Genomic DNA, 18,534 nt, shown 5'->3' on the forward strand with positions numbered 1-18,534 from the left:
AAATAGCGTCAAGCGGCATGCCAGCCTGGGGAGCTGATAAAAATCATATGATAAACTGAATGTTATCATTTCCCACGGATAGTGTGGCCATTAGTTTTGTGTCATTGAAGAAAGATTAGTTTTCGATTGTTTGTTATTAAATACGATTGTTTGTTATGAATAGCCTCGGCAGGATAAAACCCGCAGAAAAAAGTAATCCCTGGGTCTTCGGAATAGGGCTAGGACTATAAGCTCTACGTACTAGCCCACAAAAACGGCGGGGGATGTCTTTTTTCTAAAGGGCATCCCCTCACTATTTAACGGCCAACTCAAAGAGTTGGTCGTTTTCGTATATAGTAACACCTCTTTTTTCGCCGAGTGCGATCTGGATCATGGCGTTTGCCACCTGTTTACCTGTAATGGGGCGGTATTTTCGAAGAATTCCTACTGCATTCAACAGTTTTAGCAGGCCTACGCTTGCGGTTTCACCGGGGCGGAATTTTTTCCTGCTACCGTAGAGCGCACCGGGCCTGATGATGGCTGTTTGGATAAAGGGCAGTCGGCTCACTCCTTCATCGAGCTGTCCTTTCATGCGGGTGTAAAACAAGCGGGAATTACTATCGGCGCCTACGGAGGACACCAGTATGTAGGCGGGCACTTTGTTTTCAGCAGCTACCGAAGCCATGGAGAACTGGTATTGGTAATCGACGCGGTATTGTGCATCTTTACTACCTGCCTGCCGCAATGTAGTTCCCAGGCAGGAGAAGAAGACATCTCCCTTTACCAGGTGTTTCCAGAGCTGAGGTTTGTCGAAGTTGATGATATGTTCCTGTAATTTTTCGTGGACAAGTTCCAAAGAACGGCGTCCAAAGACCAGCACTTGCCCGAAATGGGTGCTATTCAGTAACTGAAGCACCAAAGCATTTCCTACGAGGCCGGTTCCCCCGATGACAATAGCGGTTTTCATAAATTTATTTTAGGCAAGATAATAAATAGATGGAAGAATGACGGATAGCAGGGACATAGGGGATGTAGTGGCAGCATTTTTGGAAGAGATTGGGGGTTAAAAAATTGTTTCATGTCTGTTTCAATGCAACTCATCTGGTTGTTCACACTGGCGTTGCCTGTGGCCTGTATTGCCTGGACGGTGACGCATGAAGAGGTATTCCGGGAGCCGCGGGAGTTTTGTGTGGAAAGAAGTAAGAAGAGCAGGACTATATTTCAGCGGAAATGGTATTATCTTTTTACCTGCGAATATTGTTTCAGTCATTATATCGCTTTATTTTTTTTATGGCTTGCTGATTTTCAGTTGTTGCTGGAGGGGTGGCGTGGTTACCTGATCGGCGGTTTTTCGCTGGTATGGATCGCCAATGTGTATATGAGCCTGTTTGCGTTTGTGCGTGTGGGTTTGAAGAAAGAGCGGGCAGAAGCCACTATTGAAGAGAAAAAACTTGAAAAACTATGATACGCAAAGTACCCTTACTCCTGATGTCGATGCTTACAGCCTTTTCATCGGGCTTCAGCCAGGGTGGCAACCTCTCCTATTCCGATGGAGACACGAAGCTGACTGGTTATTATGCAGAGCCTCCTGCCGACGTGGAGGTTGCGAGTGACAACCGGCCTGGCGGCGTGGTAGTTATTCATGCATGGATGGGGATTACAGACCACGAAAAATCGGTAGTAGATCAGTTGGGCGAGCTTGGTTATTATGCCCTTGCCGCAGATATTTACGGAGGCGTTAAACCTGCCAATACCCAGGAGGCCGGCCAGCTTGCCGGCAAGTATAAAAAGGACTACCAGCTATACCAGCAGCGTATCAAGGCTGCTATAGAGGCGCTGGTTGATAAGGGCGCCAATCCTGAAAAAATAGTTGTAATAGGTTATTGTTTTGGCGGAACCGGTGCGCTGGAGGCGGCCCGTGGCGGGCTGCCTGTAAAGGGTGTTGTTTCGTTCCATGGCGGACTTACCAAGGAGGCTGCGCGGCCCAATACTCCTGTAAATGCAAAGGTACTGGTATTACATGGCGCCGATGACCCGTATGCACCGGATGCCGATGTGCAAAGTTTTGAAAAAGAAATGCGTGAAAGCAAAGCCGACTGGCAGTTTGTTGCTTTCAGTAATGCAGTACATGCCTTTACCGAGAAGAAAGCCGGTAATGATAATTCCAAGGGAGCCGCTTATAATGAGCTTGCCGATAAACGTTCGTGGCAGTATCTGCTGGTTTTCCTGAAAGAATTATTTGCCTGAGGGATGGGCGGGATCCTGGTGGAAGATCTGCTGTAATAGTTCGAACAGTTCCGGATGTTTATGTTTCAGTTCTTCGGGGCTTTTGAAGAAGTATTCGGCAGTTACCGCCAGGAACTCTGCCTCGTTGGTAGCGCCGTAGATATTTATATCCGTTTTGCCATGCCGCATTTGCGCCATGGTTTTGTGCATGAGCTTTAACCAGGGCAAAGCATATTCTTTTCCTATCAGATTTTCCGGAAGCCCGTCGGTAGCTCCGTCCGATTTATCGAGCAGGTGAACAAATTCATGTATACCGGTTTGGCTTTTATGGGAGTGGATATCGAAACCTGCATACAGCGAAGGTTTGGATAAGATCATGGTGTTTTGCATAGCGCCTTCTCCCACCATACCTAATGTGGCGCGCCCGGCGCCTTCCATATGAAACTCTTCGTTAAAAGTGTCCTTATAAAGCAATACATCGGTAAGGTTATAATAGTGCCAGTCGGGGAATGCAAAAATGGGAATAACAGCACTTGCCGCTACCAGTACTCTATCAAGATCATCCACCGTAGTTCCCACCCCTTCGATACGTGTATGTTGCAGGAAGTAATTCATTTTTGCTTCGAAATACTTTTTCTCAATGGGAGGCAATAGTCTGTAGTAGGAAACATGTTGCTGGAGCAGATCGGGATAATTAGCCGGCAACTGGGGGGTGGCGGGCTTTTTGCTCATATATTTCGACACCACCACTATCAATACAATAAAAAGGACGACGTAAACGAACTGGTCAATCATGACGGCAAGATAACTTTTTTGGGATATTTAGCTTCTATGATTCCCCGCTGCGTTTAAATCAGTAAATTTCCTTTTATGAAATTCATACAACGATCGATGCTTTGCCTGCTGGCGCTTGTGGTTATCACCTGTTCGAGTCAAACCAATTCCGATATTCCGGCCGGTCTGCCTAAACAGGTGCTGGTATTTTCGCTGACCAGGGGTTTTCATCATAACTCTATTGTGCAGGGTAATGCCTTTTTCATGGAAATGGGCCGTCAGCATGGTTTTCATGTAGACACTACCACCAATGCCGGTTTGTTTACCAAAGACAATTTATCGAAGTACGCTGCAGTAGTATGGTTAAATACTACGGGAGATGTGCTGGACGCGCAGCAGCAAAATGCTTTCGAGCAATATATCCGTTCAGGCGGCGGGTATGTAGGGATACATTCGGCATCCGATACCGAATATGACTGGCCCTGGTACAATTCGCTCGTGGGGGCTTATTTTGCGAGTCATCCGGCCATCCAGGAAGGTAAGATCATTACCCTGGATAAACAATTCCCTGCATCGGCCCACTTGCCTGACAGCTTTAATTACCGTGATGAAATTTATGATTTCAAGTCGGTGAAAACTGATAGTCTTCAATTCCTGGTGCGGATAGACGAGGGAAGTTACCAGCATGGTAAAATGGGGGCCTTTCATCCTATGTCGTGGTATCGTAATTTTGATGGCGGAAGGACGTTCTATTCTGCATTTGGCCATACGCCGGAAAGTTTCAGTCATCCGCTGATATCGCAGCATTTTCTGAAGGGGTTGCAATGGGCCATGGGCGATTTACCATAATTGTATTATCCTTGCTATCTTATTCCGAGCGTTATGGCAACATCACAACGTCCTGCGGGACGCTTCATATGGTTATCACTGGTGGTATTACTGGCTATCATTGCTTACGCCGTATTCAGACCCGGCAAACCCAGACCACAGACACAGGATAGCCTGATAACGGAGCCGTTGTATTCCGGCCCCAAAAAAGAAGTAATACCCAACCCCGTGCAGACTAAAACACTTGCCGACAGTACTGTAGTGTGGATATTGGATAAGGATGCTACTATTCAGCCCGCTGCCGGCTATCCCCGTCAAAGGGAAGCAAAGGTTGACGGAGATATGTATATAGAAGTGAACAAAGATTCAGGTCCGCTTGTGTTAAAGTCGAGGTTACTGGTTATGACCGTAATGAGTAAGGCTTCTTTCCGCGTGATTGCCTGGGCTAAGGAAGCGGGGGAAGAAGTGCAGGTGTTATCGGGTACCCTAAAAGTAGCGCCTAATTATAAGTCGCAGTTCAATGCACCTGACACGCTTAAGGCTAACCAGATGGTGATGATCAATAAGGATATAGACATGATGGAAAAGGAGAAATTTGATGCTGCAGCACTGGGAGCCTGGAGTAAAAAGCTGGTGAGACCATAATACGCTTATCGATATCATTCTGATAAAACCTTCTCAAAATGAGAAGGTTTTTTTATGCCTTTACCTGGCACGTGTAAACCAGTGAAACGCTACAAGCCTTGTGTGCGTTGCATTAGAGCGGGTGGTACCAGTTAGGGGAGTTCAAAGGCATATGGTTTGGCACTACTGTATTAAAATGTCGCAATGATGAGACTCACAGTAATGAACCAATATGAAGTTCCTGCTTTGATAGCTGACAATATCCCGGAGGTAAGGCATGAGCTGGCAGAGCCAACAAACGCCTGCAACATTAACAACACGCTGCATATACTTACCAATTATACCGAGCGGATGTGCCAGGCGCATGATATGCGTGGCATCCAAAAGTGCATGAAGCTGGCTGACGAGATATATGTAAAAGGCAACAATCTTGTTAAAACTGCCGTGACGAATGTTTTTGTTTACTCCTTTTCCATTTTCCGCATGACGTGCAACAGTGTGGAATGGCGGCTTCTGCAGGCAAAAATGCCTATTACGCTTTACTCTGTTTATATGCGGCAGGTAATGCAACCGGGTTGCTAGTACAATATTTTAAAAATCATATCATGTTAACAATCGCACTCTTTATCATCTGCCTGGTCTGTTTCTACATTTTTTACAAATGCATTGATTTTTTTGAACAGATCTAACATGCAAACATATAATCCAACAGTTATGATGTCTATCCTTTTTATTGTTTCCGTGCTCGTTTTCATTTACCTGATATACGTACTGTTAAGGCCGGAAAAATTTTAAACCGTAAAAAACAATAGTCCCATGAGCACAGAAACCGCGGGCGTTATCATTACATTTCTTCTTACGCTGATCATAGCATTTCCCCTGGGAAAATACATAGCCCGGGTATTTAACGGAGAGAAAACGCCTACCGACTTTTTACGTCCTTTTGAGCGATTTATTTATCGCGTTTGTGGTATAGACCCGGCAAAGGAAATGAACTGGAAGCAGCATATGGCAGCCTTGTTATCTATTAACCTGATATGGCTGATCTATGCCTTTTTCATTTTATTATTCCAGGGCAGTCTGCCGTTAAATCCAGATGGGAATCCGAGCATGACGCCTGATCTGTCGTTCAATACTGCTATCAGTTTCCTGGTGAACTGTAACCTGCAGCATTATTCGGGAGAAACGGGTGTTACTTACCTGAGCCAGCTGATTGTGATCACCTTTCTCCAGTTTGTATCGGCAGCAACAGGTGTAGCGGCAGTAGCTGTTCTTTTCCGCGCCTTTGCCCATAAGACCACTGAAAAGCTGGGTAATTTTTTCGTCTTCTTTACATTAACCATTACACGTGTATTATTGCCGCTGGCCATTGTGATAGCCAGCCTGCTGGCGTTTAATGGCACACCTGCGAGCTTTGATGGCAAAGACAGCATTGTGACCTTGCAAGGAGACAGCGTTCAGGTGTCGCGTGGTCCTGCTGCCGGCATGATCGCTATTAAGCACCTTGGGACCAATGGTGGCGGTTGGTTTGGCGCCAACTCGGCACACCCACTTGAGAATCCAACCTATTTCACAAATATGGTTGAGATCGTTGCCCAGGTAATACTTCCTATGGCATTGGTGTTTGCATTTGGTTATTTCATCAGGCGCAACAGAATGGGGTATGTGATCTTTGGTGTAATGACGGTGGGCATGCTCACCTTTATGGTGCCGTGTATGCTTTCTGAAACCGGCGGTAATCCTGCCTTACATAGGCTGGGGCTGGCTGATGCCAGCGCTATGGAAGGTAAGGAAGTAAGACTTGGGGTACCTGCTTCGGCCTACTGGCAGGTGATGACAACGGTTATATCAACAGGCTCCGTAAACTCGATGCACGACAGTTCTATGCCATTATCCGGCGCGATGCAAATGCTGGGTATGATGACCAACTGTTTTTATGGCGGTAAAGGGGTAGGCTTACTCAACTATTTCATTTTTCTTATCATAGCAGTTTTCATTTCGGGTCTTATGGTAGGCCGCACGCCGGAATTTATGGGTCGTAAGGTTGAAGCCAGGGAAATGAAGATTGCGGCACTTATAGCCCTGCTTCACCCCTTCCTGATATTAACCGGAACTGCTTTGTCGGCTTATTTCGCAGCACATCATCCCGGTATAGACTGGGCTGTGAAACCCGGTGCCTGGTTTAACAATCCCGGATCGCATGGGTTCTCAGAAATGTTATATGAACAAACCTCATCTTCTGCCAACAACGGTTCAGGATTCGAGGGACTGGGCGACAACAATATTTTCTGGAATGTAAGCACAGGGCTTATCATGGCATTGGGAAGGTTCATACCTATCATAGGGCCGGTAGCCATTGCAGGATTGCTGGCTAAAAAAAGATATGTACCTGAATCGGCCGGCACCTTGCAAACAGATACGGCAACTTTTGGCATCATGACCTATGCTGTTATCATGATCATTGCAGCGCTGGCATTTTTCCCCGCCCTCACGTTAGGCCCTATTGCAGAATATTTCAATTTGTACTAATCACTTATAAAAAGTGTAAAACATTCTATTATGTCCAGCCATCATACAAAGAATAAATTGTTTGAAGCTTCTCTTGTAAAAGAGGCGCTGGTGCAATCATTTCTCAAATTAAACCCGGTAAGTCTTTTCCGCAACCCGGTAATGTTCACGGTTGAAACAGGAACAGCCATTATGCTGGCCGTAACGCTTTATGCTGTATTTACAGGGGATGCAGCACAGGGTTCTGCCGGTTATAACCTGGCTGTTTTCATTGTTCTCTTTTTTACGTTGCTGTTTGCCAATTTTGCTGAAGCCATTGCAGAAGCAAGAGGCAAAGCACAGGCGGAGAGCCTGCGTAAAACCCGGGAGGACACTCCTGCCAAAAAGATAATGGCAGTGGGGGAGATCTTTACGAATGAAATACATGTAGTGTCGTCTTCGCAGCTACGCAAGGGTGATCACTTTATTTGCGAGGCTGGCGACCTAATTCCTATGGACGGAGAAATAGTAGAAGGCCTTGCTACGATCGATGAAAGCGCCATTACCGGTGAGTCTGCGCCTGTGATACGCGAAGCAGGAGGCGATAAATCTTCCGTAACCGGCGGCACCAAAGTATTAAGCGACTCCATTAAGGTGAGAGTAACTACCGAGCCCGGGGAAAGCTTTCTTGACAAAATGATTGCTCTTGTAGAAGGCGCCAGCCGCCAGAAGACTCCCAATGAAATAGCACTTACCATTCTGCTCGCAAGTTTTACACTGGTGTTCATTATTGTATGTGTTACGCTGAAGCCGTTTGGAGATTATGCCAATACGCCTATTACAATCGCCGCATTTGTGTCGCTCTTCGTATGTCTTATTCCTACTACCATCGGCGGACTGTTAAGCGCTATTGGCATAGCAGGTATGGACAGGGCGTTAAGAGCCAATGTTATCACCAAAAGCGGTAAAGCAGTGGAAACAGCCGGAGACCTTGACACTTTGCTGCTTGACAAAACCGGCACAATAACTATCGGCAACCGTAAGGCCACTCATTTCTGGCCTATCAAGGATGTTGACGAACGGAGCTTTATTGAATACTGTGTTTTATCATCCCTGGCCGATGAAACACCCGAAGGCAAGTCCATTGTAGAGCTGGCAGCTGAACAGGGTGTTAAATCAAGGCCCATACAAAGCGAGCAGGCAAGATTTATACGCTTTACAGCCGAAACCCGCAGCAGTGGTATTGATATCGACGGCAAGAGAATACGCAAGGGGGCATTTGATTCTATTAAGAATATTGCCGCCAAAGCCGGCAACCTGTTTCCTTCAGAAGCAGAAAAAAGCGTGCAACAAATTTCATCCAATGGTGGAACCCCGCTGGTAGTAAGTGTAAATGAAGACGTAGTAGGTGTTATTGAGCTACAGGATATTATTAAACCCGGCATCAAAGAACGTTTTGAGCGTTTAAGACGAATGGGGGTAAAAACCGTAATGGTTACAGGCGACAATCCTCTTACCGCCAAATTCATTGCCGAGAAGGCTGGTGTTGACGACTTTATAGCGGAAGCCAAGCCGGAGGATAAAATGCGATATATCCGCCGAGAACAGGAAGGCGGTAAACTGGTGGCTATGATGGGAGACGGCACCAACGATGCGCCCGCTCTCGCACAGGCCGATGTTGGCGTTGCCATGAACAGCGGCACGCAGGCTGCGAAAGAAGCAGGCAACATGGTTGACCTTGACAACGATCCAACCAAGCTGATAGAGATCGTAGAAATAGGCAAGCAGCTATTGATGACAAGAGGAACCTTAACCACTTTCTCCATTGCCAATGACGTTGCCAAGTATTTTGCTATTGTACCAGCCCTTTTCATCACTTCCATCCCTGCTTTACAAGGGCTGAACATTATGCACCTGAAAAGTCCTGAGAGCGCTATACTGGCGGCGGTAATCTTCAATGCCATCATTATCCCTGTTCTTATTCCACTTGCCTTAAAAGGCGTTGCCTACAAGCCTATAGGCGCCAGCGCCCTGTTAAGAAGGAACCTGCTGATCTATGGACTGGGCGGCATCATCGTTCCATTCATAGGTATTAAGCTGATAGACCTGCTTGTGGGTTTTTTCCTGTAGTTCTTTAAAAATAAAATAATGAAAAAGTATATCCTCCCTTCACTCAAGATGACCATTGTAATGATTGTACTATGCGCCGTCTTATACCCCCTGCTGATCGCCGGCATTGCGAAAATGGCGCCCGGCAAAGGAAAAGGTGAAACCGTAAGTGTAAACGGCCGTATTGTAGGTTATGAGAAAGTTGGGCAGAAGTTCACTGAAGACAAGTACTTCCAGGGACGTCCTTCTGCCGTAGATTATAATGCGGCAGGCTCTGCAGGATCCAACAAAGGGCCTTCCAACCCCGACTACCTGAAGACGGTTTCGGAACGTATAGACAGTTTCATAGTTCATAATCCCGGCGTCAAGAAAGCAGAGATCCCTGCCGAAATGGTAACTGCATCGGGCAGCGGGCTTGATCCTGATATATCACCTGCCTGTGCACGTATACAAGTAAAAAGGGTCGCTGCCGTACGCAACATCCCCGAAAAAAAGATCTACGACCTGGTAGAAGCACATACGCAAGCGCCATTGGGTAAAATGATGGGACCGCTTAAGATCAACGTGCTAAAACTCAACATCGCTTTAGATCAACTTAAATAAATCGCAAACAACACACTCACATGAACAAGTATTTCGCAGGAGCGGCGGCACTTACGTTAAACGCATTATTAGCCGGCTCCGCATTGGCGCAGGATTCTATTCCCAAAACAAAGATACCTTTCGAGGGAATGGACCTCACCTGGATCAATGGACAAAACAGGCAACGAAATTTTCCGCTGACCGTAACTGATAAGAACGGGGAAACCATCTTTACAGGCGTGGCCTTACTCGATGGCTATTTCAATTACAATTTTGCACGTCCCAAAGACAATACACAAACTATTTCTGCCGCAACCGGCAGGAGTAATGAATTCTCCATCAACCAGGCGAGCATTGGTATAGAATCGAATTACAAGAATGTTATCGGGCGCCTGTGGTTACAAACCGGTGGCATGACCCATATTGTTCAGGAAGCAGACGGGTCTGTTAATCGTGGACGTAACACAGGCACCGGCAATCTAAAGTTTATAAGAGAAGCAGCAGCAGGGTATCATTTCAATGTGGACTATGGTTTAAATGTGGAGATGGGAATTTTCATGAGCTATATTGGTCTTGAGAGTTATGTACTACAAGAGAACTGGAGCTATCAACGCAGTATGGTATGTGACTTCACTCCTTTCTATTTCCAGGGAGCCAGGCTTCAATATTATCCTTCGCGTAAGTTTAAAACAGAACTATGGCTGCTCAACGGATGGCAGAGTTATAACAGCTGGAGTAAAAACATAGGCTTTGGTAACTCGAACTACTACCGTCCTTCGGAGAATGTGCAGCTGGTGGCCAATTTCTACTATGGGAATGACAGCAAAAGCGGTACTACGGAATTATCTAAAGTACGCCGCCTTCACCACGACAACAGTATCGTTGCCCGTTATTACAAGAACAGGTCAGCAGATGGCAAAGGTATATCACAGGCTGCTTTCAGCTTAAACAGCCACTATGGCTTCCAGAGTGGCGACGGGGTGAAGGCAAAAGACAATTATATGATGGGCACTTCACTTGCGCACAGGTTGTGGTTCAACAATAATAAACTTGCCTGGACCTTAAGAGGCGACTATGTAACCAACCCAGGCGGTTATCTTGCTTTTACGCCAGCTGTAGCAGGCGCCATACCCAATGACTATGATATAGCAATAGCCAGTGGAAAAGCGCTTAGAATGGGACAATTTAGCACCACCTTTGATGTGATGCCAAGCGATTTTTTCACGTTCCGCATTGAGTATGCACACCGTATTGCGAATGTGCCCTATTTCGCAGGACCTGGTGGAACCACCTCCCAAACAGGTTTCAGCAATGACGCTATTGATCCTAACTGGAAAGCAGATCTGAGGAAGAATGAGAACCGCGTGATCGTTGCGGTCAACTTCAGGTTGTAATGCCAACCAATAAGCCAGCCGGGGTACACGCGGCTGCTTTCAGTATACTGGAAAGAGGAGCAAATTAATATTAAATATATATGGAAACTGAGCCATCCCCCGCTATTGAGATCAGAAGAGCCACAGCAGCAGACGCTCATTTTGCCAGGCAGATTTCAATGGAAACCGCTTCATCGGCTATTATCCGCGGAACCGGAATATCGCGCCGTACGCCAGAAACTATTATTGATAAAATGGAAGAAGGGAAAGCAGTTATAGCTGTAACCATTGACGGAAAATGGGCCGGCTTCTCTTATATAGAATCGTGGAGCAACGGGAAATTCGTATCTAATTCAGGACTTATTGTAGCCCCAGCCTTTCGCAAAGCAGGCATCGCCAAAGCCATTAAACAAGAGATATTTGAGCTATCGCGCGAGCTTTACCCGGAAGCCAAAATATTCAGCATTATGACCGGTCTTGCCATTATGCGCATTAATATGGCACTAGGCTTTGAGCCGGTAACATTTGATGAGATCACGCGGGATAAAAGCTTCTGGAGTGGTTGTTCTTCCTGTGTTAATTATGCAATTTTACAAAGTAAAGGATGCAGGAATTGTTTATGTACGGCCATGTTATTTGATCCCGAACGCCAAACTGCGATAGCAGCAGAACAAAAGCATTATCATTTTCTGATCCCGGGTAATGTATGACCCGGTAATAACCAGCTTCTATATGGATAAAGACAATAATGCAGAACATTTTCTCAAACTCATCCGCCAGTCGCGCCGGGGAAAGTTCAAAGTGTATATAGGTATGAGCCCCGGAGTGGGTAAAACTTATCGTATGCTACAGGAAGCAAGGGCTTTACTCAGGAATGGCGTAGATGTGAAGATCGGATATATTGAAACGCATAACCGGCCCGAAACGCATGCCTTGCTGGAAGGGCTGCCGGTTATTCCCAGGAGGCAATTGTTTTATAAAGGCAAGGAGCTGGAAGAACTTGACATGCATGCAGTATTGAATCTCCATCCAGAGGTTGTGATCATCGATGAACTTGCTCATACCAATATTGAAGGCAGCCGGAATGAAAAACGCTGGCAGGATGTAATGCAAATACTTGATGAAGGCATTAACGTGATCAGCGCCGTTAACATTCAACATATAGAAAGTCTGCAGGAAGAAATTAAAAACATCACCGGCATCAATGTAAATGAAAGAATACCCGACAGTGTTTTGCAGCAGGCTGATGAAGTGGTGAATATAGATCTTACTGCCGATGAACTGGTGTCACGCCTGAAAGAGGGTAAGATCTATGCACCTGACAAGATTGCTGTATCACTGCAAAATTTCTTTCAGCCTGAAAAGATCCTTCAGCTTCGGGAGCTTGCGTTAAAGGAAGTAGCCAGCCAGGTAGAGCGTAAAATAGAAACTGTTCTTCCGAGGAATGTGCATGCGCGCAATGAATGTCTTCTCGCCTGCATCAGCAGCAATCATGAAATGGCCAAAAAGGTGATCCGGAAAACGGCGCGTCTTGCTTCTTACTATCATTCCAGGTGGTTGCTGTTATATGTGCAAACGCCGGGAGAGGAAATGGATAAGATAGGCCTGGCGGCTCAGCGACACCTCATCAACAATTTTAAACTGGCGACAGAGCTGGGTGCAGAGGTCATTCGTATTAAACATAAAAAAATAGGGAAAGGCATTATAGAGGTAGCGGAGCAAAAGCAGGTTACCACCATTTGTATTGGCAAGCCCCATTTAAATCTTTTTAAAGTGATCATGGCCACCAATGTATTCAACGAAATACTAAAAAAGCTATCTTCAAATGATATTGATCTTGTAATTCTGTCATAATGCGTATTAAGGCAAAACTTATACTGGGAACAGGGGTGCTATCTGCACTGATCCTGCTGCTGGCTGTGTTGGGTACCGGATATATCAATATCCTTAAAAAAGACACCCGCAACATCCTGGTATCCAACTATAACACGGTAGAGTACTCGCGTAAAATGATGCTTGCGCTCGATGGCATTCATCTTCCCGGCGGCTCTATACACCAGTTCGAAGAAAACCTGGCATTGCAAAAAGCCAATGTTACCGAAACCGGAGAAAAGGATGCAACGCAACAACTTGCCGAACATTACCAGCTTTTCAAAGCCAACCTGGCCGACACCCTGCTCCCACGTTTAATACGGCAGGATCTTTCGCAGGTAATGCTGCTGAATATGCAGGCCATACAGCGTAAAACCAATATCGCAGCAGCAACTGCCGATACTGCTACTTTATGGATCGCCACCGCGGGAACACTTTGTTTCATCATTGCCTTTGTTCTGTTGGTAAACCTCCCGGGAAATATTGCCAACCCTATCCGGGAGCTAACGGAAAGCATCAGGCAAATTGCCAATAAGAACTATGCCCAACGGGTACATTTCAACAAACAAAATGAATTCGGAGACCTGGCCAGGTCTTTTAACACCATGGCGGAGAAGCTGGAAGAGTATCATAACAGTAACCTGTCTAAACTACTGATCGAGAAGAAAAGAATAGAAACACTTATCAATAACATGCACGATCCTGTTATCGGGCTCGATGAGAACAAAAGAATTCTTTTTGCAAATGAAGCTGCAATTGCGGCCTGCGGATTACCTGCAGCCAAACTGGTGGGCCAGCTGGCACAGGATGTTGCCGTAGTGAATGATCTTATACGGGCGCTGATACAGGATATGATGTCACCCGGTGCCAGCAACAAAGACCGAAGCATGAAGATATATGCCGACGGTAAAGAAAGTTATTTTGAAAAGAACATCATCAATATCACTATCACCCCAACGGGTGAAACGCAACAGCAGCAAATAGGTCATGTTATCCTGCTCAGGAATATTACGCCTTATAAAGAACTTGACTTCGCCAAAACAAACTTCATAGCAACTGTTTCGCACGAGTTGAAAACGCCCATCTCTTCCATCAAACTTGGTGTTCAATTGTTGGAAAAGAAAGAAACGGGAGGTCTGAATGAAGATCAGCAGCAACTAATAGAAGGTATTAAAGACGATGCAGGCCGGCTTCTGAAAATAACAGGAGAGCTGCTGAACCTGTCGCAAGTAGAAACGGGCAATATTCAGCTGAACCTCCAGGAAAGCAGTCCCTACCAGATACTCCGTTATGCAATGGATGCTGTAAAAGTTCCTGCTGAATTAAAGCATATACATCTCGACAGCCAGGTAGCCGGAGGTCTTCCTCCCGTTAAGGCTGACGAGGAGAAAACAGCATGGGTATTGATCAACCTTCTCACCAACGCTATCCGATATTCTCCCGAGCAAGCCGACATAATCATAGAGGTGAAACCACAGAATAAACAACTGCTGTTTTCTGTACAGGATAAAGGGCATGGCATAGACCCTTTATACAGGGATAAAATATTTGACCGTTATTTTCAAATTCCTGGCAGTAATCGCTCAGGAACAGGACTGGGCCTGGCGATATGCAAAGAATTTATAGAAGCACAGGGAGGCACTATTGGTGTACAAACCGAACAAGGTTCGGGAAGCAGGTTTTACTTCCTGCTTCCACTGATACAGGAACAAAAGCAGGTGTAACAGCAACAGCGGCTTGCCTGATTTTCTGCACCTAAACAACTGGCCTTCTCTTCCTGTTTCTCCAACGGAAATAAAGGATAAGTCCAACAACAACCATCAATATTTGTAAGCCTGCGCCCAGCATAGTGCTGCCGTCGCGCCAGGCCTTCCCTGCAAAGTCCATGAAATGATGTTTGTGCAAAAAAGCAAAGCAGCGTTCTTCGTACCTGCCGGAGGCTGTTAGCTTCTTTGCCAGTGTGGCGGTTGATGTTTCGATATAAAAAACTTTGTTGCCATAATCGATGCGCCATACCGGCAAGCGTTTATCTATGAAACTATATTCGCTATTGAATTTCGTGACCGGTACAGCTGCAACCTGTTCTGATCGTTTATATCCGCTTAATGCTGCTGCCAGGCTGCGGGCATATGTTTCATCGCCAACGGGTAACACTGTATTATCGTAACTATCGATATACATCACTGGCTTCGCAGCAACGCTCCTACTCGTCATCAGATCTTTACCCGTTGGGCCTGTAAACTCCGGCATCAGATAAAGTTGCCAATAAAACTTTCCTTCTATATATGCCAGTCCAATATTTGATAATTTTCCTTTTGCGAATGTTTGCCATTGTTCCAGGTTGATTTTTACATCACTGGCGGGGAGCCCATACTGTTTTGTAACGGCTGCTTTTTCTTCAGTGAAATGTGATAGAACATGCCAGCCTCCGCTAATGGAAAACATTAGTGTAAACAATGATGCCAATAACGCGGTGAAACGGTGCCGGCGGCGTGCTTTACCAATGCCATTACTATTTGCTTGGGGGGCCTTGGAAATAAAGAAAATATACAACCCCATAATAGTTGTAGCCAGCGACAGGAGCATCAATACTACTTCAACAATCAAACGTCCGGGTCCTAAAAAAGAGAGCCATCCCCAGGTATGTACAAGACTGAAAAAACGTGTAAATAAGGCCCGTTTATCGTCTATGGCTGCAGAAAACCGGCTCTGTCCTGTTTCTACGTATATGCGAATGCCATCGGGCCTGTTAAAGGATACGCAGTATACCGGCAGAAGCCTGTTATTAGGTTTATATTCTTCATTAAATTCAGTTACAAGCGCCACATTTGCCACTTCTGCCCCGGAAGCATTCATCACACAATCTGTAGCAGCATCACAACAGTCCTGTGAAACCGGTTCGTTTGCCGGTTTCTGTTTGTGTATGGTTAAACTATCGTGTTTTACACCTTCCAAAAAGTACTTAGCCAGGTATTGTGCATAAAGCCAATCGCCGCGCTTCAAACGGTTACCGTTTAGGGCGCTGAAATATTCAAGCCGTCCTGCGGCATTTGTTTTTACCTGATAAAACCAGCTTGTATCGATATGTATTATCCTTACGCTATATAAAGAATCAATACCATTCTGTTTTAAAACCTGGGCAAGCGGCATTTTAATGTACCCCGAGTCAATGCGTTCTACAGGTAAAACCTGGCTGGCAATTTGGGGTCTGACATTGGTCATAACGGGATGCAGGAAGCCGCTAACTGCCCATAATAAAACCGGGACAGCTACAATAACAGATACCCACCGATGCCATTTATATATATTTCTGCGAAACATTATTTTCTTTCTTTAACAAGTTCAAAGCGGTTATTTCCATATCATTTCTACCACCTATATCCTAAACCTATTGTAATGTTGCGGGGGTCTGCGAGATTATAGGAATAGGTAGTACCACTGGCCCTGAAAGCAGCAGTAGCTGTTGTTGCATAATACTGGTTAAACAGGTTTAATACATTTGTCCATATTTCCAGCCCGTGCCATTGGTATCCTGTTCTCAGGTTCAGAACATCGTATCCCTTATATCTTGTTTTATTGAGGTCATCCATATAGTAGCCGGAGACATGCTGCCATTCGGCACTTACTCTCAAGCCGTTTATCCATGTGGGTTTATAAGTCACTTCTGCGTTACCTGTAAACCGGGGAGCGCCACTCATTTCATAGCCATTATAGTTAATGCCTCCTGCCACATTCCGGATGAAAGCATGTTTTGAACCGGATCCGCTGAAACGTACGGTCAGGCCCGCCGCCGTTTTATAAGTAAGCCCGTATTCAATCCCTTTATGCCTTGTGTTTCCTGCGTTCTGATTTATTGTGGTGTTATCGGGCTGCAACACAGAAATGATCTCATTACTGCCATTCATTAAATAGATACTCCAATCGGCATACAGCTTATTACTTACCAGCGACAACCAGCCTCCCACTTCATAATTAAAAAATGTTTGCGGAAGCAGATAAGGCGCTACTGCTGTAGAACTGTAAAGCTCTGTAAGCTGCGGCGGCACATAGCCCTGGCTATAGTTACCATAAAAGCCTATACCTCTATAGTTGTAAGTGAGTCCCAGCTTGGGCGTAAACCTGCTGAAGTTATTAACGGTGGAAGCGGCGCCGGTAACCTTGTTTGCCGGCAACTTGTTAGTGTAATCGTAACGAAACGCATCGTATCGCAGGGCTGTTACAATTCTAACATTTTTCACAGGAGAAAACTCATAATCGAGATAACCTGCCATATTGGTAATGCCTGTTTTATAGTTGCTAAGCAGCGAATCAGAATTGGCGTAGCTGTCATATATTCCAGAGTTTATATCCCTGTGGATTGTAATAAACCGGGCATTGTAGCGCTGAGGACTCAGGTCGAGGGTAGCACCCGCGATAACTTTACTGTTCAGCCAATTAAAACGTTGCGTGTGTTGCGCAAAAAGTGCATAGGTTTGAAAAGCATTTTCGTTGATCTGGCCCCTGTACTTCGACTTGTCGGTAGTATTAGGCATTGCGGATATGGAATAGGAAGGATTCTGTTTAATAGAATTGTCACGGAACAGAAAGGACAAGCTGGAGCTGCTTTGTTTATTCCACTGATAGTTGAGCATTGACTTGTACCGCAAAGCATAAACACTTCTGAATGTAAAGGTTTGCTGGGAAGTATAGTTTTTACGGGCAAATTTGAGACTGTCTAACGAGCCCGTCATATCAGCATTATAATCGAGATAAGCTAATGTATTGGTCCAGTTCATCTTATCATTAGGCTTATAGTCGGTACGCAAAGTAGCGATAGACTTATGAAAATCGCTAAAGTCAACCGGCCCATTGGATCTGTTGGCATAATAACCGCTTGCAATAACGCCCCATTTTCCCAGAGAAGTACCCAATTGTGCATCGGCACGTTTATATCCAAGATTGTCTATTTGTGTGCTAATGCTGCCGGAAGTAAATGCGGGCGCCGCCTGGGTGATCACATTTACGGCGCCAGCAATGGCTTCTGCACCATATAAAGCCGAAGCAGGGCCCTTGATCACCTCTATTGTTTTTGCTGCCGCCATATTCATTTCCAATAAGGCGTTATGATTATAAACGCCCGTAGTTCTTATGGGCAGGCCGTCTTCCATGTATAAGAAAAGACTTTTAGTGGTAATAGGCTGACGGATGCTCATTTGATGCTGCTCGTTAGAAAGTGCGATCATATTCACTCCACTCACTTTATTCAGCAGCTGATCCATACGCTGGGCCTTGGTATCGTCTATTGTTTCCTTACTTATAACAGCAATGGCAACAGGTGCCTCGCTTCTTTTTTCGGCAGTGCGGTTGGCGCTCACTACTACCTGTTGCAACAGCCTGTCATGGGGGCGCAATGCTATTGCAAGCTTTTCTCCGTTTGCATCTGCAAAAGCGGTGTCAAACCCAACGGATGCAATTGTTATTTGTTTACCCTGCGCCAACAAATGAAATTCGCCCCTGGCATCAGACATGGCACGAACACCAGGAGCCGATATTACCGCTCCCTGGACAGGCTCTTTACTAATAGCATCATACACTTTGCCGGATATTTTATTTGATTGCTGTGAAAATGCAGGGCATAGAATAGCCACTAGCATTAACAACGTTATTAAATGCTTCATTTATTTTTTGTTTAAGCAATAGG

17 protein-coding genes are annotated in these 18,534 nt (G+C 45.5%); 13 read left to right on the forward strand and 4 right to left on the reverse strand.

The annotated features are described in order from the left end of the window. Positions 1–292 precede the first annotated feature (292 nt). Positions 293–946, reverse strand: a complete 654-nt coding sequence (locus ESB13_RS21515) for an NAD-dependent epimerase/dehydratase family protein (RefSeq protein ID WP_129005772.1) — start codon at positions 944–946, stop codon at positions 293–295. A 111-nt stretch (positions 947–1,057) separates the two neighbouring features. Here ESB13_RS21515 and ESB13_RS21520 point away from each other — a divergent pair, with 111 nt between their 5' ends. Together ESB13_RS21520 and ESB13_RS21525 are read left to right on the forward strand one after the other, a co-directional pair. Continuing rightward, positions 1,058–1,444, forward strand: a complete 387-nt coding sequence (locus ESB13_RS21520; protein WP_129005773.1) for a hypothetical protein — start codon at positions 1,058–1,060, stop codon at positions 1,442–1,444. After that, positions 1,441–2,226, forward strand: a complete 786-nt coding sequence (locus ESB13_RS21525; RefSeq protein ID WP_129005774.1) for a dienelactone hydrolase family protein — start codon at positions 1,441–1,443, stop codon at positions 2,224–2,226. The genes ESB13_RS21520 and ESB13_RS21525 overlap by 4 nt, the downstream gene beginning before the upstream one ends. Here ESB13_RS21525 and ESB13_RS21530 read toward each other — a convergent pair. Continuing rightward, complete coding sequence (locus tag ESB13_RS21530; RefSeq protein WP_129005775.1) at positions 2,215–3,000, reverse strand: M90 family metallopeptidase; 786 nt, start codon at positions 2,998–3,000, stop codon at positions 2,215–2,217. The two genes, ESB13_RS21525 and ESB13_RS21530, sit on opposite strands and share 12 nt — an antisense overlap. A gap of 75 nt (positions 3,001–3,075) precedes the next feature. On the opposite strand from ESB13_RS21530, the gene ESB13_RS21535 reads away from it, so the two are divergent. From ESB13_RS21535 to ESB13_RS21585, 11 genes are all read left to right on the forward strand, one after another. Next, positions 3,076–3,828, forward strand: coding sequence for a ThuA domain-containing protein (locus tag ESB13_RS21535; protein WP_220399740.1), 753 nt, complete (start codon positions 3,076–3,078; stop codon positions 3,826–3,828). Positions 3,829–3,861: 33 nt separating this feature from the next. After that, positions 3,862–4,452, forward strand: coding sequence for a FecR family protein (locus ESB13_RS21540; protein WP_129005776.1), 591 nt, complete (start codon positions 3,862–3,864; stop codon positions 4,450–4,452). A 183-nt stretch (positions 4,453–4,635) separates the two neighbouring features. Further along, entirely contained in the window at positions 4,636–5,013 is a 378-nt protein-coding gene (locus ESB13_RS21545) for a DUF7674 family protein (protein ID WP_129005777.1), read from the forward strand. A gap of 135 nt (positions 5,014–5,148) precedes the next feature. Then, a complete protein-coding gene (gene kdpF / locus ESB13_RS24340) occupies positions 5,149–5,226 on the forward strand; it encodes a K(+)-transporting ATPase subunit F (RefSeq protein WP_407920915.1) in 78 nt (25 codons plus the stop codon). Between the two features lie 21 nt (positions 5,227–5,247). Then, entirely contained in the window at positions 5,248–6,960 is a 1,713-nt protein-coding gene (gene kdpA / locus ESB13_RS21555) for a potassium-transporting ATPase subunit KdpA (RefSeq protein WP_129005778.1), read from the forward strand. A gap of 30 nt (positions 6,961–6,990) precedes the next feature. After that, positions 6,991–9,048, forward strand: coding sequence for a potassium-transporting ATPase subunit KdpB (kdpB, locus tag ESB13_RS21560; protein ID WP_129005779.1), 2,058 nt, complete (start codon positions 6,991–6,993; stop codon positions 9,046–9,048). Between the two features lie 18 nt (positions 9,049–9,066). Next, positions 9,067–9,630 (forward strand): K(+)-transporting ATPase subunit C, encoded by a 564-nt coding sequence (locus ESB13_RS21565; protein WP_129005780.1) that lies wholly within the window; start codon positions 9,067–9,069, stop codon positions 9,628–9,630. Between the two features lie 20 nt (positions 9,631–9,650). Continuing rightward, positions 9,651–11,003, forward strand: a complete 1,353-nt coding sequence (locus ESB13_RS21570; RefSeq protein WP_129005781.1) for an outer membrane beta-barrel protein — start codon at positions 9,651–9,653, stop codon at positions 11,001–11,003. Between the two features lie 80 nt (positions 11,004–11,083). Further along, entirely contained in the window at positions 11,084–11,692 is a 609-nt protein-coding gene (locus ESB13_RS21575) for a GNAT family N-acetyltransferase (protein WP_129005782.1), read from the forward strand. A gap of 22 nt (positions 11,693–11,714) precedes the next feature. Next, complete coding sequence (locus ESB13_RS21580) at positions 11,715–12,836, forward strand: sensor protein KdpD (RefSeq protein WP_129005783.1); 1,122 nt, start codon at positions 11,715–11,717, stop codon at positions 12,834–12,836. After that, a complete protein-coding gene (locus ESB13_RS21585) occupies positions 12,836–14,578 on the forward strand; it encodes a sensor histidine kinase (RefSeq protein ID WP_129005784.1) in 1,743 nt (580 codons plus the stop codon). Before ESB13_RS21580 ends, ESB13_RS21585 begins: the two co-directional genes overlap by 1 nt. Positions 14,579–14,609: 31 nt before the next feature. Here ESB13_RS21585 and ESB13_RS21590 read toward each other — a convergent pair whose 3' ends face one another. Together ESB13_RS21590 and ESB13_RS21595 are read right to left on the reverse strand one after the other, a co-directional pair. After that, positions 14,610–16,175 carry a PepSY-associated TM helix domain-containing protein gene (locus ESB13_RS21590; protein WP_129005785.1) on the reverse strand — a complete coding sequence of 522 codons (1,566 nt, stop codon included), beginning with the start codon at positions 16,173–16,175 and terminating at the stop codon, positions 14,610–14,612. A 47-nt stretch (positions 16,176–16,222) separates the two neighbouring features. Further along, on the reverse strand, positions 16,223–18,511 hold the full coding sequence (locus tag ESB13_RS21595; protein WP_246022649.1) for a TonB-dependent receptor: 2,289 nt from the start codon (positions 18,509–18,511) through the stop codon (positions 16,223–16,225). Positions 18,512–18,534: the final 23 nt, after the last annotated feature.

This window comes from Filimonas effusa, from assembly GCF_004118675.1.
Classification (GTDB): domain Bacteria; phylum Bacteroidota; class Bacteroidia; order Chitinophagales; family Chitinophagaceae; genus Filimonas; species Filimonas effusa.

What these genes read in the sequence shown, in the direction of transcription:
- ESB13_RS21515 (WP_129005772.1), bottom strand. Translation starts at nt 946, where the DNA reads ATGAAAACCGCTATTGTCATCGGGGGAACCGGCCTCGTAGGAAATGCT.
- ESB13_RS21520 (WP_129005773.1), top strand. Translation starts at nt 1,058, where the DNA reads ATGTCTGTTTCAATGCAACTCATCTGGTTGTTCACACTGGCGTTGCCT.
- ESB13_RS21525 (WP_129005774.1), top strand. Translation starts at nt 1,441, where the DNA reads ATGATACGCAAAGTACCCTTACTCCTGATGTCGATGCTTACAGCCTTT.
- ESB13_RS21530 (WP_129005775.1), bottom strand. Translation starts at nt 3,000, where the DNA reads ATGATTGACCAGTTCGTTTACGTCGTCCTTTTTATTGTATTGATAGTG.
- ESB13_RS21535 (WP_220399740.1), top strand. Translation starts at nt 3,076, where the DNA reads ATGAAATTCATACAACGATCGATGCTTTGCCTGCTGGCGCTTGTGGTT.
- ESB13_RS21540 (WP_129005776.1), top strand. Translation starts at nt 3,862, where the DNA reads ATGGCAACATCACAACGTCCTGCGGGACGCTTCATATGGTTATCACTG.
- ESB13_RS21545 (WP_129005777.1), top strand. Translation starts at nt 4,636, where the DNA reads ATGATGAGACTCACAGTAATGAACCAATATGAAGTTCCTGCTTTGATA.
- kdpF (WP_407920915.1), top strand. Translation starts at nt 5,149, where the DNA reads ATGTCTATCCTTTTTATTGTTTCCGTGCTCGTTTTCATTTACCTGATA.
- kdpA (WP_129005778.1), top strand. Translation starts at nt 5,248, where the DNA reads ATGAGCACAGAAACCGCGGGCGTTATCATTACATTTCTTCTTACGCTG.
- kdpB (WP_129005779.1), top strand. Translation starts at nt 6,991, where the DNA reads ATGTCCAGCCATCATACAAAGAATAAATTGTTTGAAGCTTCTCTTGTA.
- ESB13_RS21565 (WP_129005780.1), top strand. Translation starts at nt 9,067, where the DNA reads ATGAAAAAGTATATCCTCCCTTCACTCAAGATGACCATTGTAATGATT.
- ESB13_RS21570 (WP_129005781.1), top strand. Translation starts at nt 9,651, where the DNA reads ATGAACAAGTATTTCGCAGGAGCGGCGGCACTTACGTTAAACGCATTA.
- ESB13_RS21575 (WP_129005782.1), top strand. Translation starts at nt 11,084, where the DNA reads ATGGAAACTGAGCCATCCCCCGCTATTGAGATCAGAAGAGCCACAGCA.
- ESB13_RS21580 (WP_129005783.1), top strand. Translation starts at nt 11,715, where the DNA reads ATGGATAAAGACAATAATGCAGAACATTTTCTCAAACTCATCCGCCAG.
- ESB13_RS21585 (WP_129005784.1), top strand. Translation starts at nt 12,836, where the DNA reads ATGCGTATTAAGGCAAAACTTATACTGGGAACAGGGGTGCTATCTGCA.
- ESB13_RS21590 (WP_129005785.1), bottom strand. Translation starts at nt 16,175, where the DNA reads ATGTTTCGCAGAAATATATATAAATGGCATCGGTGGGTATCTGTTATT.
- ESB13_RS21595 (WP_246022649.1), bottom strand. Translation starts at nt 18,511, where the DNA reads ATGAAGCATTTAATAACGTTGTTAATGCTAGTGGCTATTCTATGCCCT.